Below are 19,893 nucleotides of genomic sequence, written 5' to 3'. Positions count from 1 at the left end.
GACCGGCCGCAGGGCACCAAAGACCTCTCCACCGCGACAGCCGACGATCCAGGGCGAGGCACGCCCCGACAAGGAGGGACCGTGGTATCCGCAGCACGCTCATCGACGAACACCCCCCAGGTGCTCGTGGCCGGGGCCGGACCCGTGGGGCTGACGCTCGCCCACGAACTGACCCGCCGCGGCGTGCGGGTACGCCTCGTCGACGCGCGCGAGGCACCCGGCACCACCAGCCGGGCGATCGCCACACACCCGCGCACACTGGAGATCTACGACCAGATGGGCATCGTCGCGGACATGCTCCCGCGGGGCCGGCGCATCAACGCCTTCACCCTGTTCCAGAACGGCAGACGGCTGACCGTGCTGGAGGCGGACTACCGCCGGATGCCCACCCGCTACCCGTTCACCCTCACCATCAGCCAGGTGCACACCGAGCAGGTGCTGCGCACCGCGCTCGCCAGGCGCGGGGTCGAGGTGGAGTGGGGCACCCGCCTGACCGGCTTCACGCACGACACCGACAACGTCCGCGTCACCCTGTCCGGCCCGGCCGGCGCCGTCGAGCACCTCGACGTGCCCTGGCTCGCCGGATGCGACGGCGGCCACAGCCTGGTGCGCAAACGACTGGGCCTGCACCTGGCCGGCGAGACCAGCGAGACCTGGATGCTGGCCGACGCCCAGGTGAGCACCGACCTGCCCCGCCACAGCATCTACTGGGTGCGCACCGGCGGCATCACCATGATGATGGTCCCCCTGCTCCAGCCGGGCCGCTGGCGGCTCCTGGACACCTCGACACCGCCGCACGACAGCGACCCGGACCGGGTCGCCGAACGGTTCACCACGATGATCGGCGCGGGCATCGCCGGCACCTTCCAGGTGTCCCGGCCCGACTGGGTGTCGGTGTTCACCTTCCAGCAGCGGATGGTGCACCGCATGCGGATCGGCCGCTGCCTGGTGGCCGGGGACGCCGCGCACGTGCACAGCCCCGCCTCGGGACAGGGCATGAACACCGGTATCCAGGAGGCCTACAACCTCGCCTGGAAGCTCGCCGCGGTGATCCACGGCCAGGCCCGCGAGGAACTGCTGGACAGCTACGGCGAGGAACGCGTCCCGGTGGGCCGGCACCTGCTTCGCTCCACCAGGACCGCCACCCGGCTCATCCAGCTCAGGAACCCGGTGATGGAACGGATCCTGCCCGTCTTCTTCGCGCTGGTGCGCACCGTGCCCGCACTCCGGCGGACCATGCAGCACAAGATCCTGGGCAACATGTCCGCCCTCGGCGTCGACTACCGCGCCTCCTCGCTGTCGCTGACGCAACCGCACGCGCCCGCGACCCGGCTGCGCCCCGGCGACCGCATCGCACGCGTCACGGCCGCCGACAGCGACTCCCCGGCCTGGAGCGCCCTGCTGCCGGAACTGCGCGAACAGCGCTGGACACTCGTGGTGTTCGACCCGACGCGGCAGCAGGCGGCCCGGCTGCGGGCCCTGCAGAGAGCCCACAAGGACTGGCTGCGCGTGCGCAGCGTCGTACCCGGCGCGCAGCCGGACACCGCGTCCGACGCCCCCGGCCCCCTCACCGACGACGGCACACTGCGCCGCGCGTGGGACGCCGGGCCCGAGGACTGGCTGCTGATCCGCCCGGACGGCTACCTGTGCGCCCGCGGCAGCCGCCTGACCGACGAGGCCTTCACCGCGCTGCTCGCCCGCCTCCCCCTCACCGCCGGCCGCCCGCCCGCCCCCTGACCGCCCGCCCCCTGACCGCCCGCCCCCTGACCGGCCGCGCCGCGGGCCGGGCACGCGAGACGGGGGCCGGCACCGCAGTGCCGGCCCCCGTCTCCTGTGGTGCCGCTCTCCTTCGCGCGCCGCGCCGGCTCAGGGCGTGCCCGCGCCGTCCTCCAGCGGCTCCAGCACGTCCGGCTGCGCCTCGGCATGCTTCCTGATCAGCGGGATGAGGTCCTGGAACTCCCGGCTCTGCATGGCCTTGCGGTGGTCGGACGCCTCCCGCCACTCGGCCAGCTCCACGTACACGTCCGCATCGCGCAGCGACCGGTACAGCCGGTGGGCGACGAAGCCCGGCTGACGCTTCATGTAGGCCGTCATCGAGCCGAGGATCCGCTCGAACTCCGCACGGTCCCCGGTCACTTTCAGACGGTTGATGACAGTTGCCATGTCAGTCCTCTCCTTCGGCGGGCGCCCCCGGCGGCCGGGCGGGCAGCGTCCAGCGGCCCACCTCCTCCCGCAGCCGGAGCCGCTGCACCTTCCCGTTGGCCGACCGCGGGATGCGGTCGACGATCTCCACCCGCCACACGCGCTGGAAATAGGGCACGCGGCCGTTGACGAACGCGGCGATGTCCTCCGCCGCCACGTCCGGCCGGCGGCTTTCCACCAGGGCGCAGGCGAGCGCACCGCGGGCCGCATCCGCACGCCCGACCACGACGCAGTCGGCCACCGCGGGGTGCCGGCGCAGCACCGCCTCCACCTCGGCCGGCGACACCAGGAAGTTGTCGCACTTGAAGACGTCCTTGATCCGGTCGACCAGGTGCAGCCGGCCCTCGTCGTCCATCCAGCCGACGTCACCGGTCGCGAACCACTCCTGCCGCCCCAGCGGCGCCGCGTCCAGGTAGCCCTTCATCAGCTGCGGGCCCCGCAGCTCGACCTCCCCTTTCTCCCCCAGCGGCTGCACCGCGCGGCTCTCGGTGTGCACGATCCGGCACTCGGTACCGGGCAGCGGCACCCCGCACGAACCGGGCCGGGGCGCATCCAGCGGATCGCAGTGGGTCAGCGGTGAGGTCTCGGCCAGGCCGTACCCCTGGACCACCGGGACCTTCAACCGCGCGGCGAGCTGCGCCGCGTGCTCGGCGGCGAGCGCGCTGCCGCCGGACAGCACCGCACGCAGCGACGGCACGGGCGGCCCGTCCGCCGCGCCGGCCGGCGCCGCGAGGGCCAGCTGTGCCAGCCGCACGGGAAGGCTGTAGTAGTGGGTGACGCCGTGGTCGGCGGCGGCCCGCAGCGAGCCCTCCAGATCCGGCCCCGGATGCAGGATCTGCGTCGCCATGGCGCACACCGCGCTGTTCAGGTGCATCGGGTGGTACGTCGGCAGGCAGTTCAGCGTCACCGCGTCCGCGTCCAGCCCGTGCGCGTACGCCGTCTGCGCCGCGTTGACCGTCAGGTTCCGCTGGGTGAGCATCACGGCCTTGGACGCCCCGGTCGTCCCGCTGGTGAACAGCACGCAGGCGACCGCGTCCGGCACCTGCCCGGCCTCCGCGTCCGAGCGGCGCGCCCGGCCCCCGGCCGGCAGGTCGGCGAGCACCGGCAGGCCCTCGCAGTCGTCGGCGGCACGGGTGAGGATCACGGTGTCCAGGTAGGGCAGGTTGTACCGCACCTCCCGCAGCCTGCGGTACATCTCCGGGGTGACGACGGCCACCTGCGCCCGGCTGGTCCGCAGCGCGTGCTCCAGCCCCTCCTCCCGCCACAGCGGATTGAGGACGACGCTGATGTTCCCGCTGCGCGAGGTGCCGTAGAAAGCGGTGACGAACACGGGGTCGGCGATCGCGGGGATCGCCACCACCGAGCCCAGCGCGGCCAGCCTGCGCCGCAGCACCGCCGCACAGCGCGTCACCTCCGCATCGAGCGCGGCGTACGTCCAGTCGGCGCCGCCCGCCCGCAGCGCGACCCGCTGCGGCGCCAGCCGCGCCGCCCGCTCCAGCAGGCTGTCGATCCTGGGCCCGCCCAGCAGCGCCCCCAGCGACCCGAGCGGAGCGCCGACGGCGACGCTGCCCTCGCCGGCAGGAACCGTGGCCCGCAGTGCCATGGTGCTCACCACCCCTCACCTCGCCGTCTCAGTCGTCCAGGACAGCCACGGCGCGGGCCCACCCGGCGCCCGCGCGTGCGATCTTCACGGGAAAACAGGACACCTTGAAACCGAAGGCCCGCGGCAGCGCACGAAGATTGGCCAGCCGCTCTATCTGGCAGTACTCGCGTTCCCGGCCGAGGAAATGCGCGGGCCACAGCACGCCGCGGTCCCCGGTGCGCGCGAACTCCCGCATGATGTACGGGAACGGCGCGTCCAGACTGAAGGCGTCCGTCCCGATCACCCGGATCCCCAGATCGAGCAGGTACTGCGTCGCGCCGCGGTCCAGCCCCACGAACTCGGTGAAGTACTCCGGCGTGCCCACCCGCCGGCCGGCGCCCGTGTACAGCAGCGCGATGTCCCCCGCCGCGGGGGAGTAGCCGATCCTCCCGCACTCCTTCTCCAGCCGCTCCGCGCCCACCGTGCCGGTGCCGGCGTCGGACACGTCCAGGACGAACGCCGGCGCGTAGAACCACTCCAGCGGCAGCTCGTCGACCGTACGGGGACCCGACGGCCGGTACGCCGCGGTCGAGCCGTAGTGGGCGGGCGCGTCGACGTGCGTCCCGGTGTGCGTGGTCAGGGTCAGCGTGTCGTTGTTGAGGAACTCACCGCCCGGCAGCGCGCTCACATCGATGTCCAGACCGAAATGCTCACGCATCTCGGCGACCATGTGAGCCGCCCCCTCGGCGGGGGACAGGGGAATGTGGGTCACCGGATCCGGCTCCCAGAACGACGCGTCGACAGGTGAACTCAAGTCGATCAGACGCATTCCTGCTCCACGCTCTCGTACGTGTCCGTGAAAAGCTGCGACGATATCCGTATCTGCCGGTTCCCGAACGCGATCTGACGCAGGATCTGCCGGTACAGCGGCGTCCGCGAGACCAGGCCGGCCAGGGCGGGCCGCACCGTGCCGGTGAGCCTCCCGGTGGACAGCATCAGGCTGCTCTGCGCCCGCTGGATCCGCATGACGCGCCGGATGTCCCGACGCCGGGGACCGGTGTAGCGCTGAAGGAAGCGTGCCGTGGCGTCCTGCCGCCGCAGCGACGCCATGAGCACCGGGTGCGCCGCGACCGCGTCCTGCAGCGCCAGGTTGATCCCCTGGGCGCCGACGGGGCTGTGGGTGTGCGCGCTGTCGCCGATGAGCAGCAGCCCGTCCTGCGCCCACTGGGGGGCGCAGGAGGCGAACACGTCCAGCAGCGTCAGATCCGTCAGCGCGCGCACCCCCCGGCGCACCTCGTCGGCGTACTGCGGGACCGCCGCGCAGATGAGGTCCTTGACGTGCTCGACACCCCGCGCGGCGAGGGCGCCGTACGTGCGGTGCGGCAGCAGCCAGCCGATCTGGACGTGCCCGGCGCCCGAGGGGTAGGTCAGGACGGGGTTGCCGCCGGCCCGTTCGATCCGCACCCGGCGCGGCAGACGGCCGTGCGCGGGCACCTTGAACCACAGCACGTCGTGCTCGAAGACGTCGTCGCGGCCGGCGGCGATGCCCGCGAGGCTGCGTGTCTTGGAGTACCTGCCGTCCGCCGCGACGAAGCAGTGCGCCGTGATGCGCCGCTGCCCGCCGCGTCCCGCGGCGACCACGGCCGACACCCGTCCCGCGCGGCGGTGCAGCCGGGTGACCCTGCTGCCGTCGACGAGGGTGAAGCCCCGGTAGCGGCGGCAGCGCGCGAGCAGTTCGCCCAGCACCTGTTCCTGCGGGATGCTCAGCAGGTGGTTCCAGGGCGCGGGCAGCCGGCGGTAGTCGCTGTCGAGGACCACCCTGCCGCCTTCCAGGAGCTGGAAGCCGTCCAGTTCGTGGCAGCCCCCGGCGCGTGCCGGGCCGAGCACCCCGAGGGCGTCGAGGATCCGCAGGCCACCGGGCTGCAGGATCTCACCGCGGTAGGCGCGTGTCTGGGACGCCGAACGCTCCACCAGCGTCACCCGCGCCCCCGACCGCAGCAGCAGCAGCGTGACGGTCAGACCCGCGGGCCCCGCACCGACCACACAGAAATCGGTCTGCGCACCGTCCTCGCCGTCCTCGCCGGCCCACCCCGCCATGTGCACCACCTTCCTCAGGAACGTCACCGCACAACGGGCCCGCCGCGCTCACGCCCGCAGACCGAGCCCGCCGTCGGCGTGGACCACCTGGCCCTGGATCCACGCCGCCTCCGGCGCGCACAGCAGCGCCACCACGTCCGCGACGTCCTGCGGCACGGTCAGCCGGCCCGCCGGGGTACGCGCGGCCAGCGCGCCGACCGCCGCGGGCGGCGGGCTCTCGCCCTTGTCCAGCTTCGCGGTCGACACGGCGTTGACGGTGACGCCCCGCTGCGCCAGCTCCACCGCGAGATAGCGGATCTGGCTCTCCAGAGCGGCCTTCGCCATACCGAGGCCGACATACCCGGGCACGACGTCGTGCGCCCCGGTGCTGGAGACCGCGATGATCCGCCCTCCCGCGGGCAGCAGCCCGGCCAGCGCCCGCGCACCGCACAGCAGCGGGGTGAGGGCGACGGCCAGGTCCCGCCAGGCGGCGCCCGGATCCGGGGCCAGCGCCGGCATCGGCGTGAAGCTCGCCGCGTTGTGCACGAACACGTCCAGCCCGCCGTACCGCCGCGCAACCGTCTCCAGGAGCGCCTCCACACCCTCGGGGGTGCCGACGTCGGCGCGCACCAGGGACACCGCCGCGCCCGCCGCCTCGATCCCGGCCGCCGCCTTCGCGGCCTGCTCGGGCGAGCCGGCGAAGTTCAGCACCACCTCGCACCCGCAGGCCGACAGCTTGCGGGCGATGGCGAGCCCCAGCCCCCGGGTGCCGCCGGTGACGAGGACCCGCTTGCCCTCCAGGCCCAGCCGGTGCCCGCCCGCCGCGCTCACGCCCGCGACCTTCGCGCCGTCTCCGCGTGCTCCTTGGCGAGCCGCAGCGTGGCCGTGCTGTTGGCGCCCAGCGCACGGCGCACGAAGGCACGGGCGTCGGCCACCGTGGCCCCGCGGCCCAGGACGTCACCGATGCGGTCCGGATCGATCACCACGGTGTGCTGCGAGGTCGCCAGGGTGCCGCCGGAGGACTCGGTGAAGCTCCACCGGCCGGTGTGCGCCGCCAGCAGCTTCGGCAGGGTCGTCTGCTTGTAGACGATATGACTGGCCGGGAAGCACAGGCGGACCGACTCGGTGCTGTGCACCGCTCCGTCGGGCGCCCGGGTGTCCATGCTCATCCACTGGATCCCCCCGGGCTGCTCGCGCACCTCCAGCCGCACCACGTGCGGCAGCCGCTGCGGCCAGCGCCCGCAGTCCTGCACGAAGTCGTACACCTGCCCGGGCGGGGCGTCGACGAGGACACTGTCCTCGAACGTCGTCATCAGCTCACCGAGCCCGGGCCGCCGCTCGACCGCCTGCTTCAGCGCCTCCAGTTCGGCGCGGCTGTTGCGGTCCACGGCCCGGCCGATCCACTCGGCGTCGCCGAGGTCGCCGCCCACCGCGGCGTAGTCGTGGGTCAGGACCACCACCGTGCTGCCGCCCGGACCCGGCTTCATGATCCATTCGCCGCGCATCGAGGCGACCGGAGGCTGCGACACCTCCTGGCGGAAGGCGACGCGGTGCGCCCCCGCGTCCAGGTCCCGCCACGACGTCCAGCTCTTCACCTCGCCGTTCGCCAGAGCCCACAGACGGATGCGCTCACCGCTGCCGTCACCCGCGACGCGCTCCGCGTGCAGCGTCGGACCGAACACGGCCGGCCACCGGGTGACGTCCGCGATCACCCCGTACAGCGCCTCGGCCGGTGCGGCGACGGTGACGGTGTGCTCGGTGTGCTCGACTCTCTGCTGGGGCACGCTGCCGCCTTCCTCTCCTCGGGCGCCGCGGCGCCGACGTCGCATCAGTAGTTGCCGAGCCCGCCGCAGACGTTGATCGCCTGGGCCGTGATCGGGGCGGCCGCGTCGGTGGCGAGGTAGGCAGCCAGCCCGGCGACCTCCTCGGGGGTGGTGTAGCGGCCCAACGGGATCTTCGCCTCGAAACGCCGCAGGACCTCCTCCTCCGCCACACCCCAGTGCTCGGCGTAGCCGTGCCGGACGCGCTGCGCCATGGGCGTCTCGACATATCCGGGGCACACGGCGTTGACGGTGATGCCGCTCTTGGCCAGCTCCTTGCCCAACGCCTTGGTGAAACCGACGACACCGTGCTTGGAGGCGGAGTACGGCGCCCCGAGCTCCACGCCCTGCTTCCCGCCGGTCGACGCGATGTTGATCACCCGGCCCCAGCCCCGCGCCAGCATCCCCCCGGCCGTCAGCACCTCCCGGGTGACGTAGAAGACGCTGTTGAGATTGGTGTCCAGGACGTCGAGCCACAGCTCGTCGGTGATCTTCGCGGTGACCCCGCCGCCGTTGCGGCCCGCGTTGTTGACGACGACACCGATCCGCCCGAACCGCGCAACCGCGCCGCCCACCAGGTCGCGCACCTGCTCGCGCGAGCGGACGTCGCACACCGCGCCGTCCGCCTCGAAACCCTGCCCGCGCAAATCCTCCACCGCGGCCGCGACCCGCTCACGGTCGCGGGCACAGATGTAGACGGGGTGGCCGGCGCCCGCCAGAGCCTTGCTGACGGCCGCTCCGATACCGCTGGTGGCGCCGGTGACCAGAGCCACGGGCCGAGTGTCGTCCGCCATGGACGGCCCTCCCTCCTTGTCGACCGGGTGGATGCTCGCAGAGCCGGCTAGAGCGGCCCTCGACACCTGTTCGCCCCGGCCGGCGGCCCGCTCGACGACGCCTCCACCCACCCTCAACCGCACCGTGCGAGCATCGCTGGCCGACCGGGAGCAAGCGGCCGCGAGAAAAGTGAGACCACGATGACCCAGCCAGCACAGCTGCCCGGCGACTTCGTCGCCCCGGACCTGTACGACCAGGTACAGCGCTTCTACGCACGGCAGATGCACGCCCTGGACCGCGGCGACGCGGCGGCCTGGGCGGCGACGTTCACCGCCGACGGCACCTTCACGGCCAACGCCGCCCCCCAGCCGGTACACGGCCGGGCGGCGATCCGCCGGGCAGCCGAGGACACCGCCCGGGACCTCGCCGAGAAGGGCATCGTCCGCCGCCACTGGCTGGGCATGCTCGACGTGCAGCCCCGCCCCGACGGCACGGTCGACGCCCGCTCCTACGCCCTCATCGTCGAATCCCCACGCAACGGACGCCCCGACGTCCGGCTCAGCACCCTGTGCGAGGACGTCCTCGTGCCCGGCGAAGACGGCTGGCAGGTCCGCAGCCGCACGGTGACCCGCGACGACCTGCGCTGAGCGCACCCCCGCCCGCCGCACCGCGGGCCGGCCGGGGGCGAGGCGGAGCCGGCCGGCCCCGCCCCCGCCCCCGGCCGGCCCGCGCGTGTCATCCCGGCCACTGCATGTAGATCACCGGCGGCTCCCGGCCCGGCACCTGACGCAACCGCCCGTAGTCCAGACCGAGCACCTCGCGCAGCGCCGTCGTCTCCCCCGGCCACTTGGGATGGGCGAGTTCGTCGAAGGCGAGAATGCTGCCCTTCGTCAGATGCGGCCGTATCGTCTCCAGCAGCTCCTTGGTCGGCCGGTACAGGTCGAGGTCGAAGAAGGCCAGAGCGATCACCGTCTCCTCGTTCTCCGCCAGATAGCGGGGCACGGTCTCGCGCACGTCGCCCTGGATCACGAACGTCCGCCGGGTGTGCCCGAACGGCTCGCTCAGCTCGTGGGCGGCCAGCACCTCCCGCAGATGCCCGACCTCGTTGCCCGGGACGGCGAACCGGCCGACGGTCGCGCTCGTGCTCACCCGGTCGACGTCGGCGATGTCGGGAAAACCGGTGAAGGTGTCGAACCCGATGATCCGCCGCAGGGAGTTGTACGGCTCGTAGATGCTGCGCAGCGCGGTGAACGCGGCCAGATGCCGCCCGTGCAGCACCCCGAACTCCATGATGACACCGGGGACTTCGGGAAGCATCCGGTACAGGGCGTCCATCGACAGCAGATCCGCCAGCTGATGCCGCCGCAGGTAGACGGGCAGATTGTCGATCAGGTACTCCGGCGGGATCGGCGTCTCGGTCAGCAGCTTCGTCAGCCGCAGCCGCGCCTCACGCTCCTGCGCCGACTCGTGCGGGACGGTCAGCGGATCCTTCAAACCGTTGGTGTCCATGAACCCCTCACGCCTCTCGTGATCGTTGTCCGAGCCGGCCGGCTCCGCCCGGCCCCCCGTACGAGCTGCGGCACTCCTCCCACGAGGCGAGCAGCCCCGCCTCCACCGCCTCGCGCAGGGTGGGCGCCTCGATGTCCTTCTTCGACCTCACGAAGGTGCGGCCCTCGCCCCAGGGGATGCCGATGCCGGGATCCAGGGCGTCGACGTCGATCATCCGGCCTGGCCGGTACTCGCACGAGCACAGGTAGCTCATGCAGGTGTCGTCGCTCAGCGCCAGGAACGCGTGCCCGATCCCCTCCGCCATGAAGATGCCGGTCCCCGAGCGCGCGTCCAGCCGGGTCAGTTCGAACTCCCCGAAGGTCGGTGAGCCCACCCGCAGATCGACCACCGCGTCCAGGACCGCGCCGCGCACACAGGTGATCAGCTTGGCCTCGCCCGGGGGCACCGCAGTGGCGTGGATGCCGCGCAGGCTGCCTTCGCGGGAGACCGAGTAGGTGGCCTGGACGGGCGTGAACGGCCTGCCCGCCGCCGCGCCGAGCGCCTCGTGCCGGAACAGTTCGTGCACCGACCCGCGCCGGTCCCGGAACGGTTCGGGGTCGATCCGGAAGACGTCGGGGATCTTCAATGCCGTGAACCTCATGCGCCCCCGCCCGCCTCGACAGGCCGCCCGGCGGGCTCCGACAGCGCCCCGCTGTCCTCCAGCGCCAGCCACCACGGGTTGTCCCTGGCCCAGTCGACGGTGCGGCGCAGCCCCTCCTGCAGCGGGGTGACGGCCCGCCAGCCCAGCAGCGCGGCCGCCTTGCGGGTGTCCGGGATCCGCCGCTGCAGGTCCTGGTAGCCCGCGCTCAGCCGCCGCGCGGTGTCGACCGGCGCGATGGGCCCGTCGAAACCGGCCAACCGGGCGATCAGCGCCACCACGTCCGCCACCGTCGTCTCGTGCGTGCCGCCGAGATTGAAGGTCTCCCCGACGGCGGCCGGATCCGCGCCGGCGCGCAGGGTGCCCTCCACCACGTCGTCGACGTAGGTGAAGCACCGGGTCTGCGACCCGCCGTCGTACACGACCAGCGGCCTGCCGTTCAGCGCGCGGTGCACGCTGCGGCTGACGATGTACGCCGGCCGCTGGCCGGGACCGTAGGCGTTGAAGTAGCGGACGATGGTCGCCGCCAGGCCGTGCTGGCGGCCGTAGGCGAGGGTGAGGTGCTCGGCCAGGGCCTTGCTGGTGGAGTAGCTCCAGCGGTCGGCGGACGTGGGGCCCAGGACCCTGTCCGCCTCCTCCGACCAGGGCACCGCCGGGTTCTTGCCGAACACCTCGCTGGTACTGGCCACCACCACCCGGGCGTCCGCGCGCACCGCGAGGTCCAGGACGTTGCGGGTCCCGGTGAAGTTGACGTCGATCACGTCCAGCGGGCGGGCGAGGTACTGGTCGACCCCGACCACCGCCGCCAGGTGGTAGACGACGTCCACCCCCGGCCCGATCACCGACGCCAGCCGGCCGGCGTCCCGGACGTCCCCCGGCACGACGACGGCGTCCAGGCCCTCCAGGTTCCGCGCCCGCGAAGCGCCGTCGAAGACGACGACGTCGTCCCCCCGGGCGACGAGCCGCCGCACCAGACGGCTCCCGACGAATCCGCACCCACCGGTCACTACCACGCGTGCCATGCACTACCGCCCGATTCCTCGATAGACGTATCCGAGCTGCCGCAGCGATGCGATCTTCTGCTTGGAGTAGTAGGCCCGGCCGTCCAGGACGAGACACCGCCCGGCCACCGGCAGGGCGGCGAAGTCCAGCGACTCGAAGACGGTGTGCAGGGCCAGCACGGCCACACAGTCCGCCCCCCGCACCGTCTCCTCGACCGTGGCCGACAGCCCGAACCCCAGCAGCTTCTTGGCCTCCGCCGCATCCACCAGCGGATCGTGCACCCGCACCTGGACCCCGGCCGCGCGCAGCGCCTCCACCACGGCGGCCACCGGAGTGCCCCGCAGATCGCCGGTGTTGTTCTTGAACGCCATGCCGAGCACCGCCACGGTGGCCTGCGCCGGATCCTTGCCCAGCCCCCTCAGCTCGTCGAGGATCGTCCGCGCGGTGAACAAAGGCATGCCGTCGTTGACCCGGCGCCCCGCCGGCGCGGTCAGGATCTCCAGCGCCCGGCTCCGCGCGGCCTGCCACACCATCCACGGGTCCTTGGTGAGGCAGGACCCGCCGACCCCCGCGCTGGGCAGCAGGATGTTCACGTAACCGTTGTTCTTGGGGATGGTGTTGGCGGCCGCGATCACGTCCAGCACGTCGACGCCGTACAGCGAGCAGAACTTCGCCAGCTCGTTGGCCAGCGCGATGTTCAGGTCGATCCACCAGTTGTCCGCCAGTTTCACGATCTCCGCGGCCTCCAGCGAATCCTGCGGGAGCACCCGGACACCGAACGCCGCCGCCCAGAAGTCGGCGGCCGCCTCCGTACTGGCCCTGTCCAGGCCGCCCACCACGATGGGAAAACTGCGCAGTTCGCTCAGCGCGGTGCCCTCGGCGAGCCGCTCCGGGGTGAACGCCAGACGAAAGTCCGCGCCGGCCTTCAGCCCGCCGCCCTCCAGCAGCGGCAGCACCAGATTCCTCGTCACCCCGGGCGGCACGGTGCTCTTGAGGATCACCAGCTGGCCGCGCCGCAGGTGCCGGCCCAGCTCCGAGCAGGCGGTGCGCAGCTGCTCGTCGGCGAGCGAGCCGTCCTCCCACACCGGCGTCCCCACCGTGATCAGGACGACGTCCGCGGCGGAGACGTCCGCGTAGTCGGTGGTCCCGCGCAGTCTGCCCTCGCGCACCGCGCGCTGCAGCAGCCCGGCGAGGTCGCTCTCCTGGAACCGGCAGATTCCGGCCATCAGATTGCTGATCAGCCCGGCGTCCAGGTCCAGACCCACCACGTCCCATCCGGCGTCCGCCAGGGTCCCGGCGACACACGAACCGACGTACCCGAGACCGACGACGGCCACCGTGCTCTTGGCAAGCGCCTTCACTCCAGAACCACCGCCGATGCGTTCAGGCAGGCGAGCAGGGTGCGCGCCTGTATGCCGAGGTAATGGCCGTGCTGGACCAGCGAGCTGAGCTGGCCCATGGTGACCCAGCGGTAGTCCGACGGCGCGGCGAACGGCTCCTTGACGTCCACCACCATGTAGCGGCTCTGGGCGTTGAGGAACCGGCCGCCCTCCTCGGAGTGGATCGCCGAGTACAGCACCGCGCCCGGGTCCGCGGACCGCACCAGGTCCGCGAACGGGGGCAGCTGCTGCGGAGGGGAGGGATCGCCGGCGGTGTACTGCACCGTCGGCCCGATCTCCACGCCGTTGGCGAAGCCGCCCTCGGGCCGGGCGTGGGCGAGCACATGGACGACGCCCTCGACGCGGCAGGCGAGGAAACAGAACACGTCCTGGGCGCACGGCTGCAGCAGCGGCTGGGTCCACGAGGCCACCTCACGGCTGCTGGCCTGCACCGACACCCCGACCAGACGGAAGAACCGCTGGTCGCGGTGCTCGATGGACGTGTCGGTGCGGTGCCAGTCGGCGACCTCGTGCATCGGCGCGAGCCGGGAGTCCACCGCATACCGTGCCCGCACCCCGGCGAACCAGGACAGGACCTCGACGTCGCTGTGCAGGGCGCCCCGCTCCGCCCGCTCGACCGGGATGCACGACAGCACCGAGCGGGAGTCCATGTTGATGACGTCGTCGTGATGGAGCAGCTCACCGATCTGCCCCAGCGTCAGCCAGCAGAAGTCCTCGTGCAGCGGCACATCGTCCCACGTCTGCACGATCATGTTGCGGTTCCTCTTGTGGTAGAACCACTCGCCCTGCTCGGACTGGATCACATCGGCCAGCACCGTGCTCCTGGCGGTGTCCGCGAAGTACTCCACGTACTTGACGGGCGAACCGCGGTGCACACCGGTGTAGTTGCTCCAGGTGGCCTGCACGGTCGGCGACAGCTGCACCACATTGCAGTTGCCCGGCTCCATCTTGGCCTGCATCAGCACGTGGGGCACGCCGTCGAACTCCTTCACCAGCAGCCCCAGGATCGCCACCTCCGGCTGGTTGATGACCGGCTGCGACCAGGTCTTCACCGGGCTGCCGCCGACCCGGTCCTCGACCCGGGCGTGCATGCCCTCCACGGTGAAGAACCGCCCGCTGCGATGCCGCAGGTTGCCCGTGGCCTCGTCGAAGGCCCAGCCGTCCATCTCGGAGATGGGAATGCGCTCCACCCGGAAGTCGTGCGCCCGGGCCCGCTCCTTGATCCAGTCCAGGACCTGGGCCGTGGACAGGTGCGCCCCCTGCACGGTGGCGGCCGACACCGCCAGCCGGTGCGCCGCCGCCGGATCACAACGCCGGCGGAGCGCTGCTGCACTGTCCGGCCGCGCCGCGGGGCGACCGTTCTGCGAGGTACTGCTCTTCATACCGTCCATCCGGCTCTCTCTGGGTACGGAAGGGGAAGTCGGCGAGGTCACACGGCGGGCACCGCAGAAGAACCGGCGGGCAGGTCCGCGGCTGTCAGCCGCCCCTGACGCACCAGCCGCTCCAGCACGGGCACCAGCCGAGCCGGAGCCGGCTTGGCCTCGATGTCCTCGCGCAGCACACGGGCGGCCATGCGGAACTCCTCGGTGAGCACCGTGCGGGCGCCCTCCTCGACCTCCTCCGGCGAGGCGGTCAGACCCGGCACCGACACCAGCGCGCCGGTGGCCTCCATCCGACGGCCGAAGACGATCTGGTCCGGGCTCAGCGACAGCGCCAGCTGCGGCACACCGGCCGCGGCCGCGGTCATCGTCGCCCCCGCACCGCCGTGGTGGATCAGCGCGTCACAGCTCTCCAGCAGCGTGTGCAGAGGGAAGCCGCACAGCACCCGCACCCCGTCGGGCAGGTCGCCCAGCGCGGCGACCTCCTCCTCGCCGGCCGTGACGACGACCTCCCGGCCGAGCCGGGCCGCGACCTCGACGGCGGTGCGCAGCACCGGAACCCCGGTGCCGTACATGGCGGTGGCCGAGTAACCCCACAGCACACAGATCCGGCCCCGCCCGGCAGGAGGCCGAAGCAGCCACGACGGAACACCGCCGGGCCCGTTGTACGGCACGAACCGCACCGGCACCGGCAGCGTGCTGCCGTGCGGCGGCACCGCCGCGCTCGGCGAGGGATCGACCACGTATGCGATCTCCTCACGCCGGAACTCGGCGAGCCCGTGACGGGCGAACGACTGCGTCGGATCGTCCAGGCCCATGTCGATCGGCGGCTCCGTCTCGGCGGCGCCGTACAGCCCGAGCGAGTGGTACAGCGACGGCGCACCGGCCAGTTCGGCGGCGAGCGCCCCCTCGGGGGTGAGCACGTCGTACACCACCAGATCGGGACGCCAGGAGCGGGCCAGGCCGGCCGCCGCGTCGTAGCTGCGGCGCAGCGCCGCGAAGACCTCCCCCATGAAACGCTCCGACGCCGAGGCGACGTCGAACTCCTCCAGGGAGCGGACCGGCTTGCCGGTGTCCGGGTGCAGCGGCATCCCCGGCAGCGCCCGCCGCCCCTCCACCGCCTCCTGATACCGCGTCAGCCGCGCCCAGTACGTCAGGTCGGGACCGTCCAGCACGCCGACCGGCACCAGCCCGGCGCCCGCGACCGCGGCCGCCTGACCCGGCGGGCAGGCCACCCTGACCTCATGGCCGGCCGCCTGCAGCGCCCAGCCCAGAGGGATCATGCAGTAGTAGTGGCCTCCCCAGTCGGAGGCCGTGAACAGCACCCGCACGCCCCCTCCTCACCTCGCGTTTCGAGTTCTGCGCAGGTCCTCACGGAAGGCCAGGCACTGCTCGTACGTGGGGAGGATCCCGCGCTCCAGCGCCTCCTCCAGCGTCGGCGCCGCCCGGTACTTCTCCGCCACGATCGGCTCCTCGGCAAGCCCCCAGGGCAGGCCGATGCGCCGGTCGAACGGCGTGATGATGAACTCCTGCTCCGGCATGTACGACGCGGAGCACTGGTAGAAGACGCAACTGTTCTCCACCAGCGCCAGAAAGGCGTGGCCGAGCCCCTCGGAGATGTACAAGGAGTTGCTCGCCTGGGCGTCCAGCCAGGTCACCTCGTACTTCCCGAACGTCGGCGAGCCGACGCGCAGGTCCACCACCATGTCCAGCACCGACCCCCGCACACAGGTGACGATCTTCGCCTGGCCCGGCGGCACGTTCGTGCTGTGGATCCCGCGGATCCCGCCCCGGCGGGTGACCGAGCAGTTGGTCTGCTCGATGATCACGGGATGCCCGACGGCCTCGGCGAGCACGTCCCGCCGGAAAGACTCGTAGAAGTGGCCCCGCTCGTCCTCATGCCTCTCGGCCGAGACAAGGAAGACTCCCGGAAGGCTTCGTTCTTGGACCTTCATGCGCCGGACCCTAGGCGCTGCCGTTGGAGGGGTGATGGGGAAGCGGTCGAACCCCGCGCCGGGCGCCCGCCGACCGCTCCCACGCCTGCTCGAGGCGGCTTCGAGAGCCTGCTGCGATCCTCCGCGCCACACGGAGCAGGTACGGAGGAACCCCATGCGCGTGCTCTTCACCGTCGCCGGCTGGACCGGGCACTACTACTGCATGGTCCCGCTCGGCTGGGCCCTGCGCAGCGCCGGCCACGAGGTACGGGTGGCCTGCCCGCCCGAACTGGCCGACAGCGTCGCCCGCAGCGGGCTCACCCCCGTGCCGCTGCTGCGCGGCCCGGATCTGATGAGCCTGGCCCGCTTCTCCCACCTGCTGAAATCCGCCGAGGACCGGCGCGTGCTGCCCGGACTGCCGCTGCCCCTGCACCCGCTGACCGGACGGCCGCTGAACGACCTCGCCGACGTCGACGTCCGAGCGGTGGGCGCCGCCCTGTGGGAGGACCTCGCGGCCGCCCACCGCGCCAGCGCCGACGCCGCGGTGGCCCTCGCCCGCGCCTGGCGCCCCGACCTCGTCTGCTACAGCCTCATGTCCCAGGAGGGCCCGCTGGCGGCCCGGGCCGCAGGCGTGCCCGCCGTGTTCGCCTGCCCCGGCTACTTCGGAGCCGCCGAACGCGGCACGGAGCTGGACCTGGGCCCCGACGACCCGACCGGCTCCTTCGTCCGGCACGGGCTGCGGCCCTGGCAGCGCGAGCAGACCGAGTACGTCATCGACCCCACACCGCGCCGGCCCGCACTCGCCCACGGCGACGCGACCGTCCTGCCGGTCGCCTACGTCCCCTACAACGGGCCCGCGACCGCACCGCCGCCGTGGGCGCGGGAACCGGCACGCGGCCGGCGGGTCTGCCTCGTGTGGGGCAAATCCGCGCCGGCCATCTTCGGCGGCGACGTCCCCGCCCTGCGCGCGGCCGTACGCGCCGTCGCCGACGCGGGCGCGCACCTGGCCGTCACCGCGCCCCCGGAACAGGTCGCCGCACTGGGCGACCTGCCCGAAGGCACCCTCGTCGCGCCCGGCCTGCCCTTCCAGCTCCTCCTGGAGGACTGCGCGGCGGTCATCCACCACGGCAGCGCCTGCACCCTGATGACCGCCGCGGTGGCCGGGGTGCCCCAACTGGTGCTGCCGCTGTCCGACGACGCCATCGAGACCGCCCGGCGCGGCACCGCGAGCGGCACCTCGGTGTCCGTGCCCGCCCTGACCGCCACCGGGGAGCAGATACGCCACGCGGTGCACACCGTGCTCTCCCCCCCGCTGCGCACCGCCGCGCAGGCACTGCGCGACGACCTGCTGGCCAGACCCGCACCCGCCGCGCTCGTCCCCCGCCTGGAGGCGGTGGCCGCGCGATGACCTCCCCGCGACGCGACCCGGCCGCCCACCCGGACGACGCCCACCCGGACGACGCCCACCGGCGCCGCCGGGTGCTGGTGCTGGGCGGCACCGGCTACATCGGACGTCACGTCTGCGCGGCCTTCGCCGCGCACGGCCACCACGTCTCGGCCGTCGCCCGGCAGCTCCGCCCCCTCCCCGCCGGCTGCCGGCTGACGACCATGGACCTCGCCTCCGCCTCCACCGAGGCGATCGGCCGGCTCTTCGCACAGCAACGCCCGGACTGGGTGGTCAACGCCACCGGCATGGTCTGGGGCATGGACGAGCAGGCGATGCTGGCCACCAACACCCGCCTCACCGAGCGGATCGTGCAGGTGCTCGGCACCGCACCCTCCTCCCCGCGGCTGGTGCAGTTCGGCTCCACCCGCGAGTACGCCCCCGCCGCCCCCGGCACCTCCCTCGACGAGGACGCACCGCTCGGCCCCATCGACGCCTACGGCCGGTCCAAACTGGCCGCGACCCGGGCCGTCCTCACCGCATCCGCCTCCGGCCGGATAAGCGGCCTGGTCCTGCGGGTGGGCAATGTGGCCGGGCCCGGCGCACCCGCGGGCAGCCTCCTCGGACGGTGCGCCGGCCAGCTCCTCGCCGCCCTGGACAGCGGGCGGCCGCCGGTGCTGGACCTGCACCCGCTGCGGGCCCGGCGCGACTACCTCGACGTCCGGGACGTCGCCCAGGGCGTGCTCCTGGCCGCGCGAAGCCCCCTGAGCGGAACCGTCCTCAACCTCGGCAGCGGCACCGCCGTACCGGTACGGACCCTGGTGGACCTGCTGATCGAGGCCAGCGGCGTGCCCGCCCGGGTCGTCGAGCGGCTGCCCGACGGGTCCGGGCCCCCCACCCGCACCGACATCGTCTGGCAGCAGACGGACGCCGCACGCGCCGCCGCGATGCTGGGCTGGCGGCCGCGCCGGTCGCTGCGCGAAGCCGTCCGCGACTTCTGGCAGGAGGCGGTGACGTGCCCGGACCGGCGGCGCTGTCTGCGTCAGCCGTTCGAGGGGTAGAGGGACTCGGCCAGCCGGCGCTTGCCCTCCTGCAGCTCCCGGCGCCGCTGCGGCGCGAACCCGCCGGGCTCCGGCCTCGCCGGGATCATCGGCTCGCTCAGCAGCGACCAGCCGGAGCCGGCCTCGATCAGCGAGGTGTGCTTGACCCCGTAGTAGCCGGGGTTGATGTTCAGCGCGACGCCGCCCGCACCGCCGGCCGCGGCGACCAGATGCGGGTGGAACCGCGAGGAGATCCACGTCTGGCCGGGCGCCACCGGCAGACCCCCGGCGAGGACCTCCTGGAGCCGGTAGCGCCGCGACACCGGCAGGATCCGCTCGGCCAGCTCCAGGATCTTGTCGTCCTCACCGGGCAGACACTCCAGCACCCCGACCTCCTCCACCCCCCAGGCCCGCACGACACCGGCGAGGAAGCCCAGCAGCGGCTCGGACTCCACCTCCGACAGCTGCGACTGCACACTGATCATGACCGGCGGGGCGCCGTCCGCCGCACCGTACAGGTGATCGCCCAGAGAGAGGAACACATCGTCCCCGGTCGACGTGGTCCGCGCCGGCCCGAGCAGGGCCGCCGACGGCGCGTCACGGACGTCGATCACGTCGAAGTCGGCGGCGAGGGCCCGCAGCACCTCCCCGCTGCCCGGAGCCGCCGGGCACAGCCCCTGTCCCGTCATCGCGGCACGGCCGCCGGAATGCCGCACCGCGGCCGCCGCCGCGGCGGGCAGCCCGAGGAACGCCGGCCACAGGCCGTTCAGATATCCGCCGCCGACGATGTGGACCACGTCCGAGCGGCGCAGATCGGCGATCCCCTCCGCCAGATCCGCGGCCAGCTGCGGCTCGTCGATCACCTGCCGCACCCGGTCGGCCACCTGGCGGACGTCCGACGAACCGATGCGCAGGCACAACTGCCACAAGGTGTTGGTGAAACGCACCCGGGGGTGCAGCGCCGCCAGCCGCTCACGCGACCGCAACGGCTCCAGGCAGTCCAGGACGATCTCCGCCTGCGGCGCGGCCCGCTGCAGATGCCGCAGCCAGGTCGCGGCGATGAGCTCGTCGCCGTAGTTGGAGTTGCCGGCCGGGCTGACGAGGTAGTAGCGCTTCGCGGTGAGGGCCATGTGCTTCCTTCGGGGTCGGTCGGG

The 19,893-nt window shown here is 73.0% G+C and carries 19 protein-coding genes; 4 read left to right on the top strand and 15 right to left on the bottom strand.

Annotated features, from left to right (window positions below; translation table 11 throughout):
- Window positions 1-81 precede the first annotated feature (81 nt).
- Window positions 82-1,737, top strand: a complete 1,656-nt coding sequence (locus ABZ261_RS22345) for an FAD-dependent oxidoreductase (RefSeq protein ID WP_356861773.1) — start codon at window positions 82-84, stop codon at window positions 1,735-1,737.
- 129 nt (window positions 1,738-1,866) lie between these two features.
- On the opposite strand, the gene ABZ261_RS22340 is transcribed toward ABZ261_RS22345, so the two are convergent.
- The 7 genes from ABZ261_RS22340 to ABZ261_RS22310 are packed head-to-tail and all read right to left on the bottom strand — an operon-like array spanning window position 1,867 to window position 8,474.
- The gene (locus tag ABZ261_RS22340) at window positions 1,867-2,163 is read right to left on the bottom strand and encodes an antibiotic biosynthesis monooxygenase family protein (protein WP_356861771.1); all 297 of its coding nucleotides are present in this window, start codon (window positions 2,161-2,163) and stop codon (window positions 1,867-1,869) included.
- A 1-nt stretch (window position 2,164) separates the two neighbouring features.
- Window positions 2,165-3,805, bottom strand: coding sequence for a class I adenylate-forming enzyme family protein (locus tag ABZ261_RS22335; RefSeq protein WP_356861836.1), 1,641 nt, complete (start codon window positions 3,803-3,805; stop codon window positions 2,165-2,167).
- Between the two features lie 28 nt (window positions 3,806-3,833).
- Window positions 3,834-4,613: a cyclase family protein gene (locus ABZ261_RS22330; protein ID WP_356861770.1), complete on the bottom strand. Its 780-nt coding sequence runs from the start codon at window positions 4,611-4,613 to the stop codon at window positions 3,834-3,836.
- Window positions 4,604-5,881, bottom strand: coding sequence for an FAD-dependent monooxygenase (locus tag ABZ261_RS22325; RefSeq protein ID WP_356861768.1), 1,278 nt, complete (start codon window positions 5,879-5,881; stop codon window positions 4,604-4,606). Before ABZ261_RS22325 ends, ABZ261_RS22330 begins: the two co-directional genes overlap by 10 nt.
- Before the next feature lie 48 nt (window positions 5,882-5,929).
- On the bottom strand, window positions 5,930-6,691 hold the full coding sequence (locus ABZ261_RS22320; RefSeq protein WP_356861766.1) for an SDR family oxidoreductase: 762 nt from the start codon (window positions 6,689-6,691) through the stop codon (window positions 5,930-5,932).
- Window positions 6,688-7,644 (bottom strand): aromatase/cyclase, encoded by a 957-nt coding sequence (locus tag ABZ261_RS22315; protein ID WP_356861764.1) that lies wholly within the window; start codon window positions 7,642-7,644, stop codon window positions 6,688-6,690. The genes ABZ261_RS22320 and ABZ261_RS22315 overlap by 4 nt, the downstream gene beginning before the upstream one ends.
- A 44-nt stretch (window positions 7,645-7,688) precedes the next feature.
- On the bottom strand, window positions 7,689-8,474 hold the full coding sequence (locus ABZ261_RS22310; protein WP_356861762.1) for an SDR family NAD(P)-dependent oxidoreductase: 786 nt from the start codon (window positions 8,472-8,474) through the stop codon (window positions 7,689-7,691).
- A 180-nt stretch (window positions 8,475-8,654) separates the two neighbouring features.
- Here ABZ261_RS22310 and ABZ261_RS22305 point away from each other — a divergent pair, with 180 nt between their 5' ends.
- Window positions 8,655-9,101, top strand: coding sequence for a nuclear transport factor 2 family protein (locus ABZ261_RS22305; RefSeq protein WP_356861761.1), 447 nt, complete (start codon window positions 8,655-8,657; stop codon window positions 9,099-9,101).
- Window positions 9,102-9,189: 88 nt separating this feature from the next.
- Here ABZ261_RS22305 and ABZ261_RS22300 read toward each other — a convergent pair whose 3' ends face one another.
- The 7 genes from ABZ261_RS22300 to ABZ261_RS22270 form a co-directional block, all read right to left on the bottom strand.
- On the bottom strand, window positions 9,190-9,963 hold the full coding sequence (locus ABZ261_RS22300) for a class I SAM-dependent methyltransferase (RefSeq protein WP_356861759.1): 774 nt from the start codon (window positions 9,961-9,963) through the stop codon (window positions 9,190-9,192).
- A 7-nt stretch (window positions 9,964-9,970) separates the two neighbouring features.
- Complete coding sequence (gene rfbC, locus ABZ261_RS22295; RefSeq protein ID WP_356861757.1) at window positions 9,971-10,603, bottom strand: dTDP-4-dehydrorhamnose 3,5-epimerase; 633 nt, start codon at window positions 10,601-10,603, stop codon at window positions 9,971-9,973.
- Entirely contained in the window at window positions 10,600-11,622 is a 1,023-nt protein-coding gene (locus ABZ261_RS22290; protein ID WP_356861755.1) for an NAD-dependent epimerase/dehydratase family protein, read from the bottom strand. The genes rfbC and ABZ261_RS22290 overlap by 4 nt, the downstream gene beginning before the upstream one ends.
- Before the next feature lie 3 nt (window positions 11,623-11,625).
- Window positions 11,626-12,963 carry a nucleotide sugar dehydrogenase gene (locus ABZ261_RS22285; RefSeq protein ID WP_356861753.1) on the bottom strand — a complete coding sequence of 446 codons (1,338 nt, stop codon included), beginning with the start codon at window positions 12,961-12,963 and terminating at the stop codon, window positions 11,626-11,628.
- Window positions 12,960-14,282 carry an NDP-hexose 2,3-dehydratase family protein gene (locus tag ABZ261_RS22280; protein WP_356861751.1) on the bottom strand — a complete coding sequence of 441 codons (1,323 nt, stop codon included), beginning with the start codon at window positions 14,280-14,282 and terminating at the stop codon, window positions 12,960-12,962. The genes ABZ261_RS22285 and ABZ261_RS22280 overlap by 4 nt, the downstream gene beginning before the upstream one ends.
- A 149-nt stretch (window positions 14,283-14,431) precedes the next feature.
- Window positions 14,432-15,712 carry a nucleotide disphospho-sugar-binding domain-containing protein gene (locus ABZ261_RS22275; RefSeq protein ID WP_356861749.1) on the bottom strand — a complete coding sequence of 427 codons (1,281 nt, stop codon included), beginning with the start codon at window positions 15,710-15,712 and terminating at the stop codon, window positions 14,432-14,434.
- A gap of 9 nt (window positions 15,713-15,721) precedes the next feature.
- On the bottom strand, window positions 15,722-16,336 hold the full coding sequence (locus tag ABZ261_RS22270; protein WP_356861747.1) for a dTDP-4-dehydrorhamnose 3,5-epimerase family protein: 615 nt from the start codon (window positions 16,334-16,336) through the stop codon (window positions 15,722-15,724).
- Window positions 16,337-16,490: 154 nt separating this feature from the next.
- On the opposite strand from ABZ261_RS22270, the gene ABZ261_RS22265 reads away from it, so the two are divergent.
- Both ABZ261_RS22265 and ABZ261_RS22260 read left to right on the top strand, forming a co-directional pair.
- Window positions 16,491-17,723, top strand: a complete 1,233-nt coding sequence (locus ABZ261_RS22265) for a nucleotide disphospho-sugar-binding domain-containing protein (RefSeq protein WP_356861745.1) — start codon at window positions 16,491-16,493, stop codon at window positions 17,721-17,723.
- Entirely contained in the window at window positions 17,720-18,760 is a 1,041-nt protein-coding gene (locus ABZ261_RS22260) for an NAD(P)-dependent oxidoreductase (RefSeq protein WP_356861743.1), read from the top strand. Before ABZ261_RS22265 ends, ABZ261_RS22260 begins: the two co-directional genes overlap by 4 nt.
- On the opposite strand, the gene ABZ261_RS22255 is transcribed toward ABZ261_RS22260, so the two are convergent.
- Window positions 18,742-19,869: a polysaccharide pyruvyl transferase family protein gene (locus ABZ261_RS22255; protein ID WP_356861741.1), complete on the bottom strand. Its 1,128-nt coding sequence runs from the start codon at window positions 19,867-19,869 to the stop codon at window positions 18,742-18,744. The genes ABZ261_RS22260 and ABZ261_RS22255 overlap by 19 nt on opposite strands.
- Window positions 19,870-19,893 lie beyond the last annotated feature (24 nt).

It is taken from the genome of Streptomyces sp. NPDC006193 (assembly GCF_040613915.1).
In the GTDB taxonomy this organism is placed as follows: Bacteria; Actinomycetota; Actinomycetes; order Streptomycetales; family Streptomycetaceae; genus Streptomyces.
This window is presented reverse-complemented; position numbering and strand designations above follow the sequence as displayed.